Genomic DNA, 16,648 nt, shown 5'->3' with positions numbered 1-16,648 from the left:
AAATACGAGAAAATCCGGAAATTACATAACATAAGATTAATCTTATACTCCGTTTTTAAACCAATTAAATAAGACTAAGAAAACATATTGTTTACAATTAGTCGTCATCTTGCGGACAACAAAATTATCGCAATGAAACGACGAAATTTTCTTAGAGCACATGAAATCACGGCGCTCGATATATCCATATTTTCCTGTAAAACATATGTAAAAGCTGTATTAAGCGAACACGTTCACCCGGCCGACAGAACCGAACATTCGGGCGTGCACGACCGTTGTAACTATTTGGCATGCGGCAGCTGGAGGAAAGGAAACAACCGGGAATTTGGCCCCGCTTACGGCATTATCAACTTTTATGCTGATAGAACCAACAATACCAGTTTTAATTAACTATAAATTCTAAATCCAACTAAATATGTCCAAATAATGGATACCGGATAACATCCAACGCTCCCGCTTTTCGTGGAGCCATTTTTCAGAAACAATAAACACTGCATTTCATAAGATTGACTTACGCAAATAGGTCAAAATGGGATTACTATGATTAAAAAGTAAATAAAAATTGAAACAAATTATTTAAACAAAATCTACGTATTTATGAAACACTTTATTGTATCTATTGGATTTCTGTTGATGGGCTTTGTCCTTTTTGCCCAGAAGAAGGAAATCACGGGAAAAATTACGGAAACGAATGGAATTTCGTTGCCCGGAGTAACCATTATGGAAAAAGGAACTTCGAACGGAACAGTTTCCGACGCTGACGGAAATTACCGAATTGAAGTGAGCGAAAATGCAACACTTTTCTTTTCATTTATTGGTTATGCGGCAAAAGAATTACCTTTTGAAGGCAAAGCACTAATTAATGTTGTACTGGAAGAAGACTTGCAGGAAATTGATGAAGTTATTGTTACCGCGCTGGGTATCAGCCAGGAGAAAAAAGCTCTTGGTTATACTACTCAGGAAGTAAAGTCGGAAAAGCTCACCAGTGTGAATGCACCAAACGTGGGAAACATGCTGAGCGGACAGGTGGCCGGTTTAACAGTCGATACCAAAACTGGTATTTTTCAAAGTCCTGATTTTGAATTGCGTGGAAAATCTCCTCTGATCGTAATTGATGAAGTTCCGGTTGAGACCGACTTTTTCGACGTTTCGTCGGCCGACATTGAAAACGTTGTTGTACTAAAAGGCCCTACTGCGTCGTCGCTTTACGGGTCGCGTGGAAGAAACGGTGCTATCCTTATCACTACTAAAAAAGCAGCAAAAAAAGGTCTTGACATTACCTTTTCGAACAGTACTATGGTTTCTGCCGGATACACTGTTTTTCCGGAAACACAAACCGAATACGGAAACGGATCGAATGGTCAGTACGAATTCTGGGACGGACAAGACGGTGGTATCTCTGACGGTGACATGATTTGGGGACCAAAATTCTCAGATAACCTTGAAATCGCACAGTGGAACAGCCCGATTTACGACAATGTTACCGGCGAAACTATTCCATGGTGGGGAGACGTATCGGGAACGCAATACGATAATAAATCGCGTTATTCGAGGGTTCCAATTCCATGGGAATACCACAACAACCTGAAGGATTTTATGCGCACAGGCGTAATTTCAACTACCAACTTCTCCATCGCTTCGAAAAATGAAAAGGCCTCAACGCGCTTTTCAGGATTTTACCAGTCTGAGCGGGGAAGAGTGCCAAACTCGAACTTAAAAACCGGTGGTTTAACTTTTAATGGCTTGTACAATCTTACTTCAAACTTTACACTCGATGCAAAATTGTCATTCAACAAAGTTTATTCACCTAACTATCCGCGCTACGGTTACGGCCCCAAAAACCATATGTACACCATCCTGATCTGGATGGGTGACGATGTTGACGGGCAAGATTTGAAAGACCACATGTATATTCCCGGGCAGGAAGGTTACCGTCAGGCCAACTTTAACTATGCCTGGTATAACAATGTCTATTTCGCGGCTTACGAGCTGAATCAAAAACACGACCGAAATACGGTTAACGGACAGGTAAAATTAAAGTGGGACATCACTGAAGACTTAAGTCTGCAAGGAAGAAGTTCGGCTGTGTTAAAACATACTTTCGAAGACCGCGAAAGTCCAAAATCATACCTTAACTACGGAGATCCGCGAGAAGGTGACTACAAAACATGGAATACCGACCAGGTAAATATCGATAATGATATTTTGCTGTCGTATAAAAAAGATTTCTCCGATAAATTTGGATTGAGTGCCAACGCCGGTGCATCGATGTTCTACAAAAAATACCAGCAAGAATACAATGCTACCGATGGTTTGGTTGTTCCGTGGGTGTACAGTTTGAACAACTCGCTCGGCAACGTAAAAGCATCTACTTACTATCAGGAACGCGAAATCCGAAGTGTATTCGGAACACTATCAATGGACATGCTGGATGCCTTCTTCTTGACAGTTACCGCGCGTAACGACTGGTCTTCAACCTTGCCAACGTCAAACAACTCGTACTTTTACCCCTCAGTTTCGTTAAGTACCCTGTTATCAAACCTTATTGATTTACCCGATGCAGTTGATTACCTGAAACTGTATGGCTCGTGGGCCGAAGTTTCCAGCGATTTAAGTCCTTACCAAATATCGTCGTATTACAGCAACAGCGGAATGTACAACGGAAACTCAAAAGTTAGTTATCCTGGAACGATTGTTAATCCGAATATCAAACCTGAAAAATCTACCTCGTTTGAGTTAGGTCTGTCGTCGGTATTCTTAAAAAACCGTTTAAGTTTTGATTTTACGTACTACAACATTGTCGACGAAAACCAGATTATCAACCTAGATATTTCCGAAGCCAGTGGTTTCGATTCAAGAAAAGTAAACGGAAACCAGTACACAACCAATGGTTTTGAGGTGATGTTAAGCGCCAACCCTGTGCGCAAAAGCAATTTCCGTTGGGATCTTGGTTTAAACTGGACTACCAGCGTTAAAAAGCTTACTGATATTTATGGCGGGGAAGAAAAATATGGTAACTACTCGCTGAACGAGCGCGTGGATAATTATTACGCCACAGGATGGATGAAAACTGCCGATGGCCAGCTGATCGTTTCGGAAACAACCGGGTTACCATCAAAAGATCCAAATCCTCAATTGTTTGGACACACCGATCCGAACTGGATGTTTGGTCTACAAAACCACTTTAAATACAAAAACCTTTCGCTGGATGTTGACATAGATGGTTCTATTGGCGGTGTAATCAGATCATTATCAGTAGAAAAAATGTGGTGGGGAGGAAAACACCCGAACTCGGTTGAATACCGCGACGCGGAATATGCTGCAGGTCATCCTGTTTATGTTCCGGATGCAGTGAATGTTGTAAGTGGCGAACTGACCACCGACACCGATGGAAACGTAATTTCCGATACACGCGAGTACCAAACCAATGAAACAGCAGTAAGCTGGCAAACCTGGTCGCAAAACTATCCTTACCGCGCAAAAGTATCGCAGGATGAAAGCGAAACCTTTGCCAATATTTTCGATCGCAGCTATGTAAAACTCCGGAAAGTTGCTTTCAACTACGATCTAACCCATCTCATCAATATCAACGCATTTAAGAAAATTGAAGCTACTGCCTACGGTTACAACCTGGCAATGTGGAAAAAGGCCGACATCATTGATCCTGACTATGGCGATGATAACAACCTGCAGGATCCTTCAACACGCTATGTTGGCTTGGGATTAACCGTAACATTCTAGAACACTAACAATTAAATTTTAAAACAATGAAAAAATATATACTATCAGCACTACTTTTTGTCGGGCTATTAAGCTCTTGCAGCGATTTGGAAGAGCTGAACGACAACCCGAATAACGTACCGGAAACGCACCCGCAGCTTTTGCTTACCGATATTGAGTGGAATGCTTTCCAGGTGGAAGGAGTAAGCCCAATGTTTGCCTCGCGAATGGTGGTTCAAACCGATGGAGAAAATGCCAACCAGTATTACAACTGGACACGTGCCGGTTTTGGCGACTATGCACAGCTTCGTAATGTCACAAAAATGATGGAAGAGGCTGAACGAATTGAAAACACAACGTACACCGCTTTAGGAAAATTTTTCCGCGCCTACTATTTTTACAACCTCACACTTACTTTTGGCGACATCCCCTACTCCGATGCATTAAAAGGTGAAACGGATGAAATTTATGACCCGGTTTACGATTCGCAAGAAGATATTTTCAAAGGGATATTGCAGGAACTGGAAGATGCCGATGCACTGTTGGCAAACGACAACAGCATAATTGCCGGCGATATTATTTACAGTGGAAGTACAAGCCAGTGGCGTAAATGTATCAATACTTTTCGTTTAAAAGTACTGATTACTCTTTCGAACAAGGAATCAGATTCCGACCTAAACGTTAAGAGTGCCTTTGCCAGCATTTACAACAGCGCACCATTAATCGAATCGAACGCCGATAACGGACAGCTTGTTTTTGTCGACGAATTGGGTAGCCGTTACACCGAATACAACAGCAGTAGCTACGGTTCTGCCCGATATATGGACTCTACTTTTGTGAAGCGTCTTCAAGATCTTCAAGATCCAAGGTTATTTATTTTCTGCGGGCAAACACGTAATGCAAAAGAGGCAGGTTTGGCCATCAACGATTTTTCGGCTTACGAAGGTGGCGACCCAATTGCGCCATACAACGAGGTAAACCTGAAAGCGGCTGCCGGAAATGCATCGAAAGTAAACCTGAGATACACCACCGACCCGACAACGGAGCCTCACGTGTTTTTGGGTTACTCCGAGCTGCAACTTATTCTTGCTGAAGCAAGTGTTCGTGGCTGGATCAGCTCTTCGGCACAGGAGCATTATGAAAATGCAGTAACCGCATCGTTCGAGTTCTACAATACAAATGCAGCCGATTATGCTGAATATGTGAGTAGCTCTGCCGCAAACGATTACCTACAGGGCGAATTGGTTGATTTTGCAAACGCAGCATCAAACGACGAAAAACTGCAACTTATTATGCTTCAAAAGTATATTCCTTCGTTTTTACAAGGCGGATGGAGAATGTATTTTGACCAGTTGCGCACCGGATACCCCGAGTTCAGGATAGACGGAACAAATACTCCTCCCCTGCGATGGATGTACCCTACCAGCGAATACCAGCAAAACAGCGAGCATGTTAGCTCGGCTATTGCATCTCAGTTTGGAGAAGGTAACGACAAAATCAGGGAAACAACCTGGTGGTTAAAATAGCACTTTTCACTTTTTTCATAAATCATAAAACTAAAGGTCTGCATGTTTATTGGCAGGCCTTTAAATTCTTAGAATTAATAAAACATACATATTTTTATTCCGATGAAAACGAAAATAATTACCGCAATCTGTTTGGTTTTGGGCATTTCCGCTTCTGCTCAAAACGTAAACAACATTCAAATGCCCGAACTTTTAAATAAGAATTCGCGCCAAACGATAAACGTACCAAATATTTTAGGCTACCAAACCTTAAAATGCGATTTCCATATGCATACCGTTTTTTCCGATGGTATAGTATGGCCTACCGTTCGTGTTGATGAAGCATATAACGAAGGACTCGATGCCATTGCAATCACCGACCATATCGAACGTAATCCTTCGAAAAAGGATGTTGCCGGCGACGATAACTCTTCGTACGAAATTGCTTTGCCACGCGCCGAACAAAAAAATATCCTCCTCATTCATGCGGGTGAAATTACACGCAGCATGGCTCCCGGGCATTTTAATGCGCTGTTTCTGAAAAACACGCAGGCACTCGACACGCCAGATTGGCGCGATGCTTTTGCCGAGGCTAAAAAACAAGGGGCCTATTTTATCTGGAATCACCCGGGCTGGAAAGCTCAGCAACCCGATACTTGTTTGTGGTGGGACGAGCACACCGAACTTTTCGAAAACGGAATGCTAAATGCCATTGAAGTTTTTAATGAAAAAGAATGGTACCCGATTGCGCTCGACTGGTGTATGGACAAAAATATTGCTCCGCATGCGGCCTCCGATATTCACGGAATAAACTCGGAAATGTACAACCTAAAGGATTACCACCGCCCGATGACACTTGTTTTGGCGGAAGAACGCACAGAAGAATCGATTCGCGAAGCATTGTTTGCCAACCGCACCATTGCCTATTTTGGAAATAACCTTGCGGGAAAAGAAGAGTTTCTGAAAGCATTCTTTGAAGCTGCCGTTGAGATTTCTTGTTTCAAGGAAAAAGGCAAGGAAAAAAGCTACAGCATCAAAAACACTTCTGATGTGCCGTTCTTTTTATCATCAGAGGATAAAAGTTTTACCATTCCTGCCAACGGAGAAACTATTCTTATGATTAAGAACGATGCTGAAAATATGTACGCGATAAAAAACTTATTTATTAAAGGAACTGAGAACCTGCAAGTTTCACTAAAACTGCAGGACTAAATACCGAATTAAATACTAAAAAAAGACAATCGTCGTTTTTACACACAGAAGGCAGGAAACAATCTTACGAGAGAAGATTTTCATTTATTTAATTCGGTATTGCCTTCAAAGAGGGACGCCAGGCGTCCCTCTTTTTTTGTTCTCAAAAAAACACGAATAATATTTATTCCCATCCTCTTATCCTTCCCTGCCAGCAAGGAAGGACGATTAGTTTGTGTTTCAAAAAATATACTCAATCCCTGCAAGTCTCTTTTGTTTTGGAGGCCAATCGTCTCTCCTTTCATGAAGGGAGAGACAGGAGAGAGGGTAAATTCACCAACTTTCACTTACTGTAAGTAATTCTCAGGAGATGAGTTTTTTGCTAAACAAATTCTCTAAAAATCAGTTCTTCGTTATAACTATTACAAAATGACCAAAATAAAAAACGAAACGCATTTTAAAGAGCTTTGCAACTGGTGCGCCGACATTGAACCAAAATTCGAGGCGGTGATTCGCGAGTACGACTATCCTCCATTCTGGCACCGTAATCCTGATTTTCCAACATTTATTTTAACGATTCTTGAACAACAGGTTTCACTCGCCTCGGCAAAAGCTGCCTACCTTAAACTGGTTGAGAAGATAAAAGATATTACTCCTGAAAACCTACTAATCCTTACAGACGAAGAGTTACGTGCCTGTTATTTTAGCCGCCAGAAAATTCAATATAGCCGGATTCTTGCCAATGAAATAGTAAGCGGAAAACTCAATCTTTCCGAGTTAAACGAAATGGACGAAGCTACCATTCGAAAGATCCTGATAAAACTAAAAGGTATTGGTAACTGGACCATCGATATGTATGTTTTAATGAGTCTGCATTTTGCAGATATTTTTCCTCCCGGCGATTTGGCAACCATAAAAGCAGTTTATGAATTAAATCTGGTTCCACCCGAAGCCACCAAAGAAGAGATCATTGAATACATGAAACGTTTCTCGCCCAACCGCTCGGTAGCAACTTATATTTTGTGGCACTATTACATCCAAAAACGAAAGCTGGTTCTGGAGTAAATTTTGGAAAGGAAATAATTTTCGCCTTCAATTTACTACCTTTAAACCATGCTCGTAAGCAACAAAATCTCAAGAACACTGGAAGGCCCGTATCGTTTTATAGGCTTTTATTTTGTCATCGCTACCGTAATGGCATTGTTCAACCAGGCCTGGGTTCTTTTTAGCATTCACTTCGTTTTAGGGTGGTTTCTTTTGGGCTCCTACTCCGGTGTTGATATCGACACCGAAAAACAACAATTCCGAAGTTTTAATATGTGGTTTGGTGTGGTAAAAACCGGCAAATGGAAGAGTGTTCACAATTTCGTCGGCCTAACTTTGGTCTCGATGAACAAAGTGTATAGTTTGTACAGCCAATCGAACCGCAGCACCACTTCGCGAAAGAAGGAGTTCCGGATTTATTTTGTGAATGAAAAGAAACGACCTGCAATCGCTGTTAAAAAATGTGTTACGCACGATGAAGGTCAAAAATGTATGGACGAGTTGGCTATCTGGTTACACCTTCCGGTTTACAGTGTAATGCACTAATTTATCCTCATTAAACCTTTATTTGTGGTGCAACGTTTATTCTCATTAACAACGATATATTAATTCCCCCGATTTTCCGTTATTTAATCTAACGAACTCAGAAAATAAAAAAACATGAAAGCTTTTCTCAGTATAATTCTCCTTGTAGTTATTGTTTCAACCTCGTTTGGACAAAGTAAACGACGCGATAAAGTAAAACGCAAATACAGGAATGAGGAAGCTGTTTCTCGCGAACAGCCAACCGTTTATGTGCGGGGCTCGGTATACGACAGCGATTACAAGCTGTTACCCGGAGCCACCGTAACGGTTGACGGGACCTACAAAGGCGTGAATACCAACGAAGACGGCGAATACTTTATCACCAACCTGGTTCCCGGAAGAGCACGAATTCGTGTTTCGTTTATTGGCTACGAAACCCGGACTGTAGATATTATTTTGCAGGAAGGCCGGAATGAAAAAAATGTGATGCTACCAACCGCCGACATTCATTTGGAGCCGATACTGGTGAGTGCACAAAAACGCGAACAACAGTTGCTTGATGTTCCAACTGCGATCTCTTCAGTAAGCAATCAATTAATGAACGAAGCAAACATTACCGAACTCAGCACCCTGGGAGAATTTGTCCCCGGAATGTATGTTCGTGAACAGGGCGCAAACCGCCCCACTTTTGCCATTCGCGGATTAAGCAGCGACGAGGTGAGCCCCAGCGCACAACCACGCGTTTCAGTATTTTTTAATAACGTTCCGATAAATCGTGCCAATTCGGCTTCGCTGGAGTTGTACGACATGGACCGGGTAGAAGTGCTGAAAGGACCACAAAACACCCTTTTCGGGCGTGGAGCACAGGTCGGAGCAGTTCATTACGTGAGCAAAATGCCGGAGAATAAATTTTATGGAAGCATTACTGCAGGCTTGGGCGATTACGGTCAGCAAGAATACCGCGGCATGGTTAACGTGCCGATCATCGAAAACAAATTGATGATGCGGGCTGCGGGGATTTACAATTCGCGCGACGGTTACATTGAAAATACTTTTGGCGGTGACCTGATGGGAAAAGAAACGCTTGCCGGACGTTTTTCAGTACGTTTTAAACCAGCATGGAACCACCGTTTTGATCTCACAGTTAACTACCAGAAAGACGACACTCCGGGAATTGCTTTTATGCCCGACAGTCTGCCAAACGCCAACGGCGACATTGGTATTTTTAGTGGTGTGGCCTCGCACGAACAAGGCGAAAACCTGGGGACGGGGAAAAAGATTTTTGATGCAACACTGAACTACCGCCTTTACATGACCGAACATACGTACTGGACAAGTATCACTTCGTACCGTACGACCGATGCCTCATCGCGTTGGGATGGCGACGGTACTGCTTCGGCAGCCATCGATATGGCTGAGTATGCAGGATCATCACAATTCTACCAGGAAATTCGAGGAAACTTCTCGCAAAACAGCCGGTTGAACGGTTCGCTGGGAGGTAGTTTCTGGAGGGAAAAAGCAGACCAGACATACTGGTTCTCACCCAACGAACAACAACTCGCAAATCTTATGCTGGCAAGCCCACCACTACCGCTGGTGGACGCGAGTGGTCAGCCAATTTCAATTCCGGTCATTCCGAACTACGACCCGGAACTGGATACTACATATTATATTTCACTTCCCACAAATCACGAGGAAGAAATGTACAGCAAAGCCACGAACATGGCAGTGGAAGGTTTTATGGATTTGAACTACCAGATTTCGCGCAAGTTTTTTATTTCGGCAGGAGTGCGTGCAGTTTACGATCGCTACAAACTAAGCAGTGAATCGTCTTTTGTGAGTGGTTCTCCTTCGGTATTGGGCTCATATACGGGGAACTATCCCAACGTTTTCTTTTTGCCGTATGATTCAAAACAGATCAAGAAAAATACCTTGTCGTTTACCTGGCACGGAGGTTTAAAATACCGTTTTAACGAATACGGAAATATTTATGCCAACTACTCGCGCGGACGCCGCCCTGCCGTGTTGCAGTTTACCTCAACAGGTGAAGAGGAAGTACTGGAGCCGGAAATCCTCGACAATTTCGAGCTGGGTTTTAAAGGCTCATTTTACGACCGCGTTTTTGTTGATGTGAACGGATTCTATTCGCTTTACAAAGATTTTCATACACGTGCGTGGGTGGCCGACAGCGAAACAGGCGAATACAACCTGCTGTTTAAAGATGGAGGACAAGCAACATCATACGGAGCGGAAGCGAATTTACGCGTTGCTATTATCGAGCAACTCGACCTATTTGCCAATTACGCCTGGTTAAAAACCGAGTTTGACTCGCTTGATGTTGACGGAGCGGAACAATTGTATGCCGGCAACGTTTTTAGCCTGGCACCGGAACACAGTTTTGCTGTCGGACTGAATGCACGCGTGAACATTACACCGAACATCAAACTGTTTGTAACACCATCCTATTCGTATACATCGCATATGTATTTCGAGGATGCCAACACGCCAGGCCTGGAGCAGGACGGTTATGGATTACTAAACATTAACGGCGGACTGGAACTTGCCGATCCGAATATACGCCTAACTGTTTGGGCCAATAACGTGCTCGACGAACAATTTATTACCAGCGCCGGAAATACCGGAAGTCTATTCGGCGTGCCGACTTTTGTGCCCGGCCCTCCAAGGATGGTTGGTACTAAATTGACATGGAATTTTACAAAGGATGATAGGCGGAGAAGGCGACGATAATCACATAGCATTACTATAAAATAAGCTATTGCACTCTGGTTGTGTCAGCTGCCGCCATAACACGATTCATTCTTGTGGTGAGTTTATCTATCTCCAAATTACGACGGACTGTTTCCTCAGGGAATACATGACGCATTTGTTCCACATGCATACTTTGTTTCCAAAGCACGTAGTTAATCTTACTTATCTCTTTTGAACAAATTTCCTGAGTTCGGGAACCATGTTCGAAAGTGACATTTACACGATAATAATGTTTTGTTTTGTCTGCCTCACTTTTAGCATCCAACTCCTTTTTCCATACCTTTAAATCGTGTTCAAATTCGTCCAGATTTTCGTAAGTTTTGCTGCCCAAAACAATCGTTCCATCGTAGCGCACCAATAGTTCAATTGGAATTGGTTCCGGCGAAGGTTTATCCTCAAATGGCAACCAGGTGCTTGTTCTGGGATTTTTTGGTGTTTCGTACGAAAAGCGGATTGGTACGATCTCATTTACTATTTTCTGTTTCTCTTCATCCAGATCGAAATACTTCTTACCAAACAAAATAAATGCTTTTGCTTCTCTGGCTTCGAGGTATGCTTCACCTATTTGTCGTAAAGTAAAGTTTATCGCTTCTCTGGAAGATTCAATATCGTTTCGATACGAAATCCAACCTTCAGAAACTTTTACTTTACCGATTCCTGCAATTTCTTTTTCAATAAAGTCAGGACCTTGGTTACCATCCGGATTTATTCCGTGCAAATAATCCTGAACTATCTGCTTAACATTTTTACCTACAGGATATTGATTTTCTATCAGATACTCATCTTTTGCATTCATTAATATTACCAAAACATTGTTGGCTTTTTGCTGCGCATTTTTGTCTTTCAAACCGGGTTGATAAATTCCATCGCCAATATTATCAATGTTCCATTTTGCGAGCCACTGCTCGGCCTTATTTTCCGTGTATCGTACCGGAATAAAATCTGCTGATTTTGTAATCAAATCGGGTCTTGCAAATGCTTGTAAAAGCACAATTATCAAGGGCACAAAGAGAATCATCTTCACCATGCCCCATTTCTGACGTTTTGTTTTTGTCATCATTTTTAATCGTTTTACAATGGGTTTTTGAGTAAAATGGTGTGCCATGGCAAAACGTCTTTCGCCAACGGCCTTCTCCAATACCAGCAATTGGTATTTTTGTGCATCGATGCCTGTATTAAGAACGTCCTCATCGGCCTGGTATTCGTGTACCAATTTTAAATCGTGGCGTAAAAGCCACATAAACGGATTGAAAAAATGTCACAAGGTGAACAGCTCGCAAAACAGCAAATCGATGGTATGTTTATGCCTGATGTGCGCGTATTCGTGAGCAAGTACAGTATCCTTGTTTTCCGAATAATCTTTCTCTGATAATACGATTCTGTTTAAAAACGTGAAAGGTTGAATAAAGTCTTTTACAACAGCCAAAATAACCTTTTTTAAACGTCTCTTTTCAGCCCGATTTACAATTTTCATTACCTGAATAAAGCCAATAATCAGTCGAATAACCAGCGCAATAACAGGTAGAAGGTAAAAAATGTGCCATGGATTTACAGCAAGCTCAACAGTTTCTGGCTGTTGGATTGCAGCTGAAGTTGTAGGCCCTTTAGAAAACATGGGAGCTGAAACAGTTTCGCGAAAGAACTGAACCGGCTTTGCCTCCATTTCAATATAAAACAATTGAATGTTCAGAAAAGGAATAATGGCCGATATCAGCAAAATACCCAATAACACAAAGCGGTTCGCCGCGTGCATTTTATCGCGACTAAAGGCAAGTTTAAAAACTGCATATAACAGTGTCAAACAAAGCGACGATTTTATGAGCCAAACGAAGAATGGAGTCATTGCGAATCGTTTTGTTGATTTTCAATTTCTTCAATAAGCTTTTTCAGGTCTTCCACCGAAAGGTTTTCTTCCTCCACCAGAAGCGAAACCACATTTTTATACGAGTTGTTAAAATATTTCTTCACCACATTTCCAAGGGTGCCTTTGCTATAATCTTCTTTGCTTACAACTGCAAAATAACGGTGCGTGTTTCCAAATTGCTCGTGGTTTAAAAAACCTTTTTCTTCGAGCGCACGAACCATCGTTGAGAGTGTATTGTAGTGCAGTTTCTGATCTGAATACAACTCCTTCAGTTCTTTTACAAACATGGGGCCTTTCTCCCAAAACAAACTAAGGATTTCTTCTTCTTTAGGCGTAAGTTTTTTCATGGTTCAGACTTTTAAAATTGAAACGAGAAGTTACATCATTGAGAGATTACAAAACAAATGTAACTATATTTTTTAGTTTATCAACTATTTTTTATAGTTATTAAACTATTTCTCTTAGTTATCCATATAAAAAATGCCACCTGCTAATTAATACAGGTGGCATTTTCTATTATTCAGCAGGTGACTTCAAGTCACCTGCTGAATTACCTCGAGGCTAATTTAATTTTTCCATTCCGGCATACGTCCCGGAGTCCAAGGTGCATTCATTTTGTTGAGTTCAGTTTCCAAAGCGGGAACTTCTTTTTCAACAATGTTTTTTAATGCTTCCAATACCGGCGGGAATTCTTCTGTAAGAATTTCGTACGCTTGTTTTTCGGTAGTGGTAATTCCCGTTGTCGATCCCATATGCGTATAGGTAATATGCCGCAAACGGCTGTTAAGCGCAACCTGCGCCGGAGGTACTTCTTCCCCACTTGCTTTTGCCGGCACACCGTTCATTTTAAAGTTAAGCGCTTCCAGCTCCACACCAATGGCGCGTGCCTTATCCATTAATTCCTGGCTGGCACCCGGAGTGGCATAAATAGCTTGTTTAATCTGCTCAACTTTTGCAGTTGTTTCACTGATCATTCTGCTGGTTCCTGTAACCGCCAGCGCCAGTTTATTCACTTTCTGTGCAAACTCAACATTTTCGTTATAATCTGCAGCCGGCAATACCGTATTGTTTAACTTTTTGCAGGTAAATGCAACCGGCTCAACCAAGTCTTTCAATTCACCTTCGTGCCACAATTTCATACCCACTTTGTAAGTTCCCGGCATTACCATAATACCACGGCCGGCTCTGGTAATCGGATCAAATTTATCGCGAATACGAACGTTGGCAGTAGCTGCGTAAGTCATATTCCAGTTAACGCGGTTCACACCTTTCGAAGGAGCTTTAGTAAACTGATCGATCACATTTCCGTCGTTATCGTAAATGGTAAAAATCAGGTGCGTTTTTTCCTGCTGACCTTCCAATTGCAATTCGCGCCAGCTTGGTTGCGGAATCGGCTTTCCTTCCTTGAACAACTCTTTCTCTTCCTCTTTACGAAGCTGCTTTTGTGTTTTTGGCACTTCTTTCAGGAAATAAGTAAAAGTAGCACCGTATTCCGGGTTTTTAGAAGCAAAGTAGTTGCTACCCTGATTATCTTTTCCACTGTTTTGAATAAACATCTTCGCATCTTTAATTGGGAAGATTTCAGCTTCCGAATTTTCAAGATCTGCTGATATTTCGCGCAATGGACTGTAGTCGTCAAGAATGTAGAAACCGCGGCCAAATGTTGCCGCAACAAGGTCGTTTTCACGCTCCTGAATAGCAATATCGAATACCGGAATAGTTGGCATTCCTGATTTTAGCTGCACCCAGTTGGCACCACCGTCAACAGTGAAAAAGATGCCAAATTCAGTTCCCACAAACAACAACTCAGGACGAACAAAATCCTGCATAATTGCGTGAACCGAACCATTCTCAGGAAGATTTCCCGAGATGGAAGTCCATGTTTTACCTTTGTCGGTACTCTTGCAAACGTATGGTTTAAAGTCGTCGCGTTTCAGGTTATCGAAAGTGGCGTAAACCACATTCGCATCAAAACGGTCGGCACAAATGTCGCTAACTATGGTCAGCTCCGGCACTCCCGGGAAGCTTTTTACCTGGCTCCAGTTTTCACCGTCTTCAGTAACCGAAATAATTCCATCGTCGGTTCCGGCATACAACAAACCTTCCTGTAATTTTGATTCTTCAAGTGCCATAATTGTTCCCCACTGCGAAGTAGATACATCGCGAACAACGGCTTCGGCTGGCCAGTATTTACCCATTACCGGAATAGATGTGCGGTCGATTTGAGCAGTCAGATCATCGCTGATCACTTCCCAGGTGTTACCTCGGTCTTCGCTACGGAAAACCTTGTTGGCAGCCATGTACAAACGTGTGCTTTTATGCGGACTGATAAACAAAGGCGTGTTCCAGTTCCATTTGTAGGTCAACTCACCTTTTCTTTCGCGCGGTTTAATACTTAAGCTTTCGCCGCTTTTTTTATCGTAACGATATGCGTTTCCATACTGGTACTCTGAATAAACGATGTCAGGATTTCCGGGCTCAACAGCGCCACCAAAACCATCGCCACCCAATGTCGGGAACCACTCTTCATTGATCACACCATCGCGGCTTGTATTCTGCGAAGGACCACCCATTGAGTTGTTGTCCTGTGTTCCTCCGTACACATTGTAAAATGGCTCAGCATCGTCAAGGTATACTTTGTAGAACTGCGTAACTGGCAGGTTTTCTTTAAAAATAAAAGTTGAACCTGCGTCAAAGCTTTCGTATAAACCACCGTCGCCACCAATCATCAGGTGATCAGTATCAGTCGGGTCAACCCAAATGGCATGATCATCAACGTGACGACCTGAATTTGAAAAACGGTTCCAGGTTTTTCCCCCGTCCTTCGTATAAAACGAGTATGTTTCTGTTGAATATACTTTATCACGATCAACCGGATCGCAAACAATTTCGTTGTAGTACTGGCCACTTGAATGGTGATCGCTCATTTTCGACCAGCTTTCGCCTTTATCGGTAGAGCGGAAAAAACCACCTTTCCCTTCAGCAGCTTCCACAATCAGGTAAACGTAATTCGGGTCAACCGGCGACACATCAATTCCCATTCCACCGATATGAACTGAAGGTAGACCTTTCATGATCTTGCGCCAGTTCTCGCCACCGTCGGTACTTTTATAAACAGCTGATTCCGGACCACCACCAATTTTTGTGAATGAAGTTCTTCGGCGCTGCTCCGATGTTGCATACAAAATATCGGGATTTGAAGCGTCCATTACGATGTTGTTCACACCCGTGTTTTCGCTAATCTCCAACACCTTGTTCCAGGTTTCGCCACCGTCGGTACTTTTGTAAAGGCCACGCTCCTCGCCCGGTCCCCATGCCGAACCTTCAGCTGCTACAAAAACAACATCAGAATTACGCGGGTCGATAACGATTCCACCGATTTGGCGGCTTTCTTTTAAGCCCATATTTTTAAACGACTTTCCTCCGTCGAGCGATTTGTAAACGCCATCGCCATAACCCAGTGCCCGCTGGTGGTTGTTTTCACCGGTTCCTACCCAAACCACGTTTGAGTTATTCGGATCGAGAACAACAACACCGGTTGAATACGATCCGTAGTTGTCGAAAATCGGTTTCCATGTGGTTCCGTTATTTGTGGTTTTCCAAACGTTACCCGAAGCAACCGCCACATAATACTCCTTGTGGTTGTCAGGATTTACGGCTAAATCTGCAATCCGGCCGCTTGCCCATGCCGGACCAATACTACGCCATTTCAGGCCACTAACCAGCCCCGAATTCACAAAAGGCTTGGCTTCTTCTTTTTTCTCCTCTTCGTTCTTTTTGGAGAAGGCTACCGTCGACATTAAAAATACGGCCGCCATTAACAGTGTGAGTTTTTTCATAGAATTATTTTAAATGTGTATTGTCACTTTTTTAGAAAACAACTGATATAAAACCAATCTTGTTTCCGGTTGTTACAAGCGGTTTTGGTTTAGTTTTAAAGTGCGCTTAATATAACAATTAATAAACTTACGAAAGAAGATTAATGTCACGTAGCAATGCTTTCAGGAATTTCGGGTGAAGAAGAATGGAG

Annotated in this window: 12 protein-coding genes; 7 read left to right on the top strand and 5 right to left on the bottom strand. The window is 42.5% G+C overall.

The window, feature by feature from the left end; all coding sequences use genetic code 11:
• Positions 1–132 precede the first annotated feature (132 nt).
• From SLH46_RS05470 to SLH46_RS05455, 4 genes are all read left to right on the top strand, one after another.
• Complete coding sequence (locus SLH46_RS05470) at positions 133–390, top strand: hypothetical protein (protein ID WP_320280149.1); 258 nt, start codon at positions 133–135, stop codon at positions 388–390.
• Between the two features lie 207 nt (positions 391–597).
• Positions 598–3,741, top strand: a complete 3,144-nt coding sequence (locus tag SLH46_RS05465; RefSeq protein ID WP_320280148.1) for a SusC/RagA family TonB-linked outer membrane protein — start codon at positions 598–600, stop codon at positions 3,739–3,741.
• Between the two features lie 26 nt (positions 3,742–3,767).
• A complete protein-coding gene (locus tag SLH46_RS05460; RefSeq protein WP_320280147.1) occupies positions 3,768–5,246 on the top strand; it encodes a SusD/RagB family nutrient-binding outer membrane lipoprotein in 1,479 nt (492 codons plus the stop codon).
• Between the two features lie 102 nt (positions 5,247–5,348).
• Positions 5,349–6,437, top strand: coding sequence for a hypothetical protein (locus SLH46_RS05455; RefSeq protein WP_320280146.1), 1,089 nt, complete (start codon positions 5,349–5,351; stop codon positions 6,435–6,437).
• Positions 6,438–6,517: 80 nt separating this feature from the next.
• On the opposite strand, the gene SLH46_RS05450 is transcribed toward SLH46_RS05455, so the two are convergent.
• Positions 6,518–6,763, bottom strand: coding sequence for a hypothetical protein (locus SLH46_RS05450; RefSeq protein WP_320280145.1), 246 nt, complete (start codon positions 6,761–6,763; stop codon positions 6,518–6,520).
• 82 nt (positions 6,764–6,845) lie between these two features.
• Between SLH46_RS05450 and SLH46_RS05445 the strand changes: the two genes are divergently transcribed.
• The 3 genes from SLH46_RS05445 to SLH46_RS05435 all read left to right on the top strand — a co-directional run bounded on the left by SLH46_RS05445 (position 6,846) and on the right by SLH46_RS05435 (position 10,733).
• On the top strand, positions 6,846–7,481 hold the full coding sequence (locus SLH46_RS05445; protein WP_320280144.1) for a DNA-3-methyladenine glycosylase family protein: 636 nt from the start codon (positions 6,846–6,848) through the stop codon (positions 7,479–7,481).
• Positions 7,482–7,529: 48 nt separating this feature from the next.
• On the top strand, positions 7,530–8,006 hold the full coding sequence (locus SLH46_RS05440) for a hypothetical protein (RefSeq protein WP_320280143.1): 477 nt from the start codon (positions 7,530–7,532) through the stop codon (positions 8,004–8,006).
• A 114-nt stretch (positions 8,007–8,120) separates the two neighbouring features.
• Positions 8,121–10,733, top strand: a complete 2,613-nt coding sequence (locus SLH46_RS05435; RefSeq protein WP_320280142.1) for a TonB-dependent receptor — start codon at positions 8,121–8,123, stop codon at positions 10,731–10,733.
• A 25-nt stretch (positions 10,734–10,758) separates the two neighbouring features.
• Here SLH46_RS05435 and SLH46_RS05430 read toward each other — a convergent pair whose 3' ends face one another.
• The 4 genes from SLH46_RS05430 to SLH46_RS05415 form a co-directional block, all read right to left on the bottom strand.
• On the bottom strand, positions 10,759–11,994 hold the full coding sequence (locus tag SLH46_RS05430) for a hypothetical protein (RefSeq protein WP_320280141.1): 1,236 nt from the start codon (positions 11,992–11,994) through the stop codon (positions 10,759–10,761).
• Positions 11,995–12,012: 18 nt separating this feature from the next.
• Complete coding sequence (locus SLH46_RS05425; protein ID WP_320280140.1) at positions 12,013–12,597, bottom strand: hypothetical protein; 585 nt, start codon at positions 12,595–12,597, stop codon at positions 12,013–12,015.
• Positions 12,594–12,965: a BlaI/MecI/CopY family transcriptional regulator gene (locus SLH46_RS05420; protein WP_320280139.1), complete on the bottom strand. Its 372-nt coding sequence runs from the start codon at positions 12,963–12,965 to the stop codon at positions 12,594–12,596. Before SLH46_RS05420 ends, SLH46_RS05425 begins: the two co-directional genes overlap by 4 nt.
• 219 nt (positions 12,966–13,184) lie before the next feature.
• Entirely contained in the window at positions 13,185–16,457 is a 3,273-nt protein-coding gene (locus SLH46_RS05415) for a WD40/YVTN/BNR-like repeat-containing protein (RefSeq protein ID WP_320280138.1), read from the bottom strand.
• Positions 16,458–16,648 lie beyond the last annotated feature (191 nt).

Origin of the sequence: Draconibacterium sp. IB214405, from assembly GCF_033963885.1 — a bacterium.
Taxonomy (GTDB): domain Bacteria; phylum Bacteroidota; class Bacteroidia; order Bacteroidales; family Prolixibacteraceae; genus Draconibacterium.
This window is presented reverse-complemented; position numbering and strand designations above follow the sequence as displayed.

Excerpts from the sequence above, each read along its gene's own strand:
- SLH46_RS05440 (WP_320280143.1), top strand. The coding sequence starts at position 7,530 with ATGCTCGTAAGCAACAAAATCTCAAGAACACTGGAAGGCCCGTATCGT.
- SLH46_RS05420 (WP_320280139.1), bottom strand. The coding sequence starts at position 12,965 with ATGAAAAAACTTACGCCTAAAGAAGAAGAAATCCTTAGTTTGTTTTGG.
- SLH46_RS05460 (WP_320280147.1), top strand. The coding sequence starts at position 3,768 with ATGAAAAAATATATACTATCAGCACTACTTTTTGTCGGGCTATTAAGC.
- SLH46_RS05445 (WP_320280144.1), top strand. The coding sequence starts at position 6,846 with ATGACCAAAATAAAAAACGAAACGCATTTTAAAGAGCTTTGCAACTGG.
- SLH46_RS05425 (WP_320280140.1), bottom strand. The coding sequence starts at position 12,597 with ATGACTCCATTCTTCGTTTGGCTCATAAAATCGTCGCTTTGTTTGACA.
- SLH46_RS05415 (WP_320280138.1), bottom strand. The coding sequence starts at position 16,457 with ATGAAAAAACTCACACTGTTAATGGCGGCCGTATTTTTAATGTCGACG.
- SLH46_RS05455 (WP_320280146.1), top strand. The coding sequence starts at position 5,349 with ATGAAAACGAAAATAATTACCGCAATCTGTTTGGTTTTGGGCATTTCC.
- SLH46_RS05470 (WP_320280149.1), top strand. The coding sequence starts at position 133 with ATGAAACGACGAAATTTTCTTAGAGCACATGAAATCACGGCGCTCGAT.
- SLH46_RS05430 (WP_320280141.1), bottom strand. The coding sequence starts at position 11,994 with ATGTGGCTTTTACGCCACGATTTAAAATTGGTACACGAATACCAGGCC.
- SLH46_RS05435 (WP_320280142.1), top strand. The coding sequence starts at position 8,121 with ATGAAAGCTTTTCTCAGTATAATTCTCCTTGTAGTTATTGTTTCAACC.
- SLH46_RS05465 (WP_320280148.1), top strand. The coding sequence starts at position 598 with ATGAAACACTTTATTGTATCTATTGGATTTCTGTTGATGGGCTTTGTC.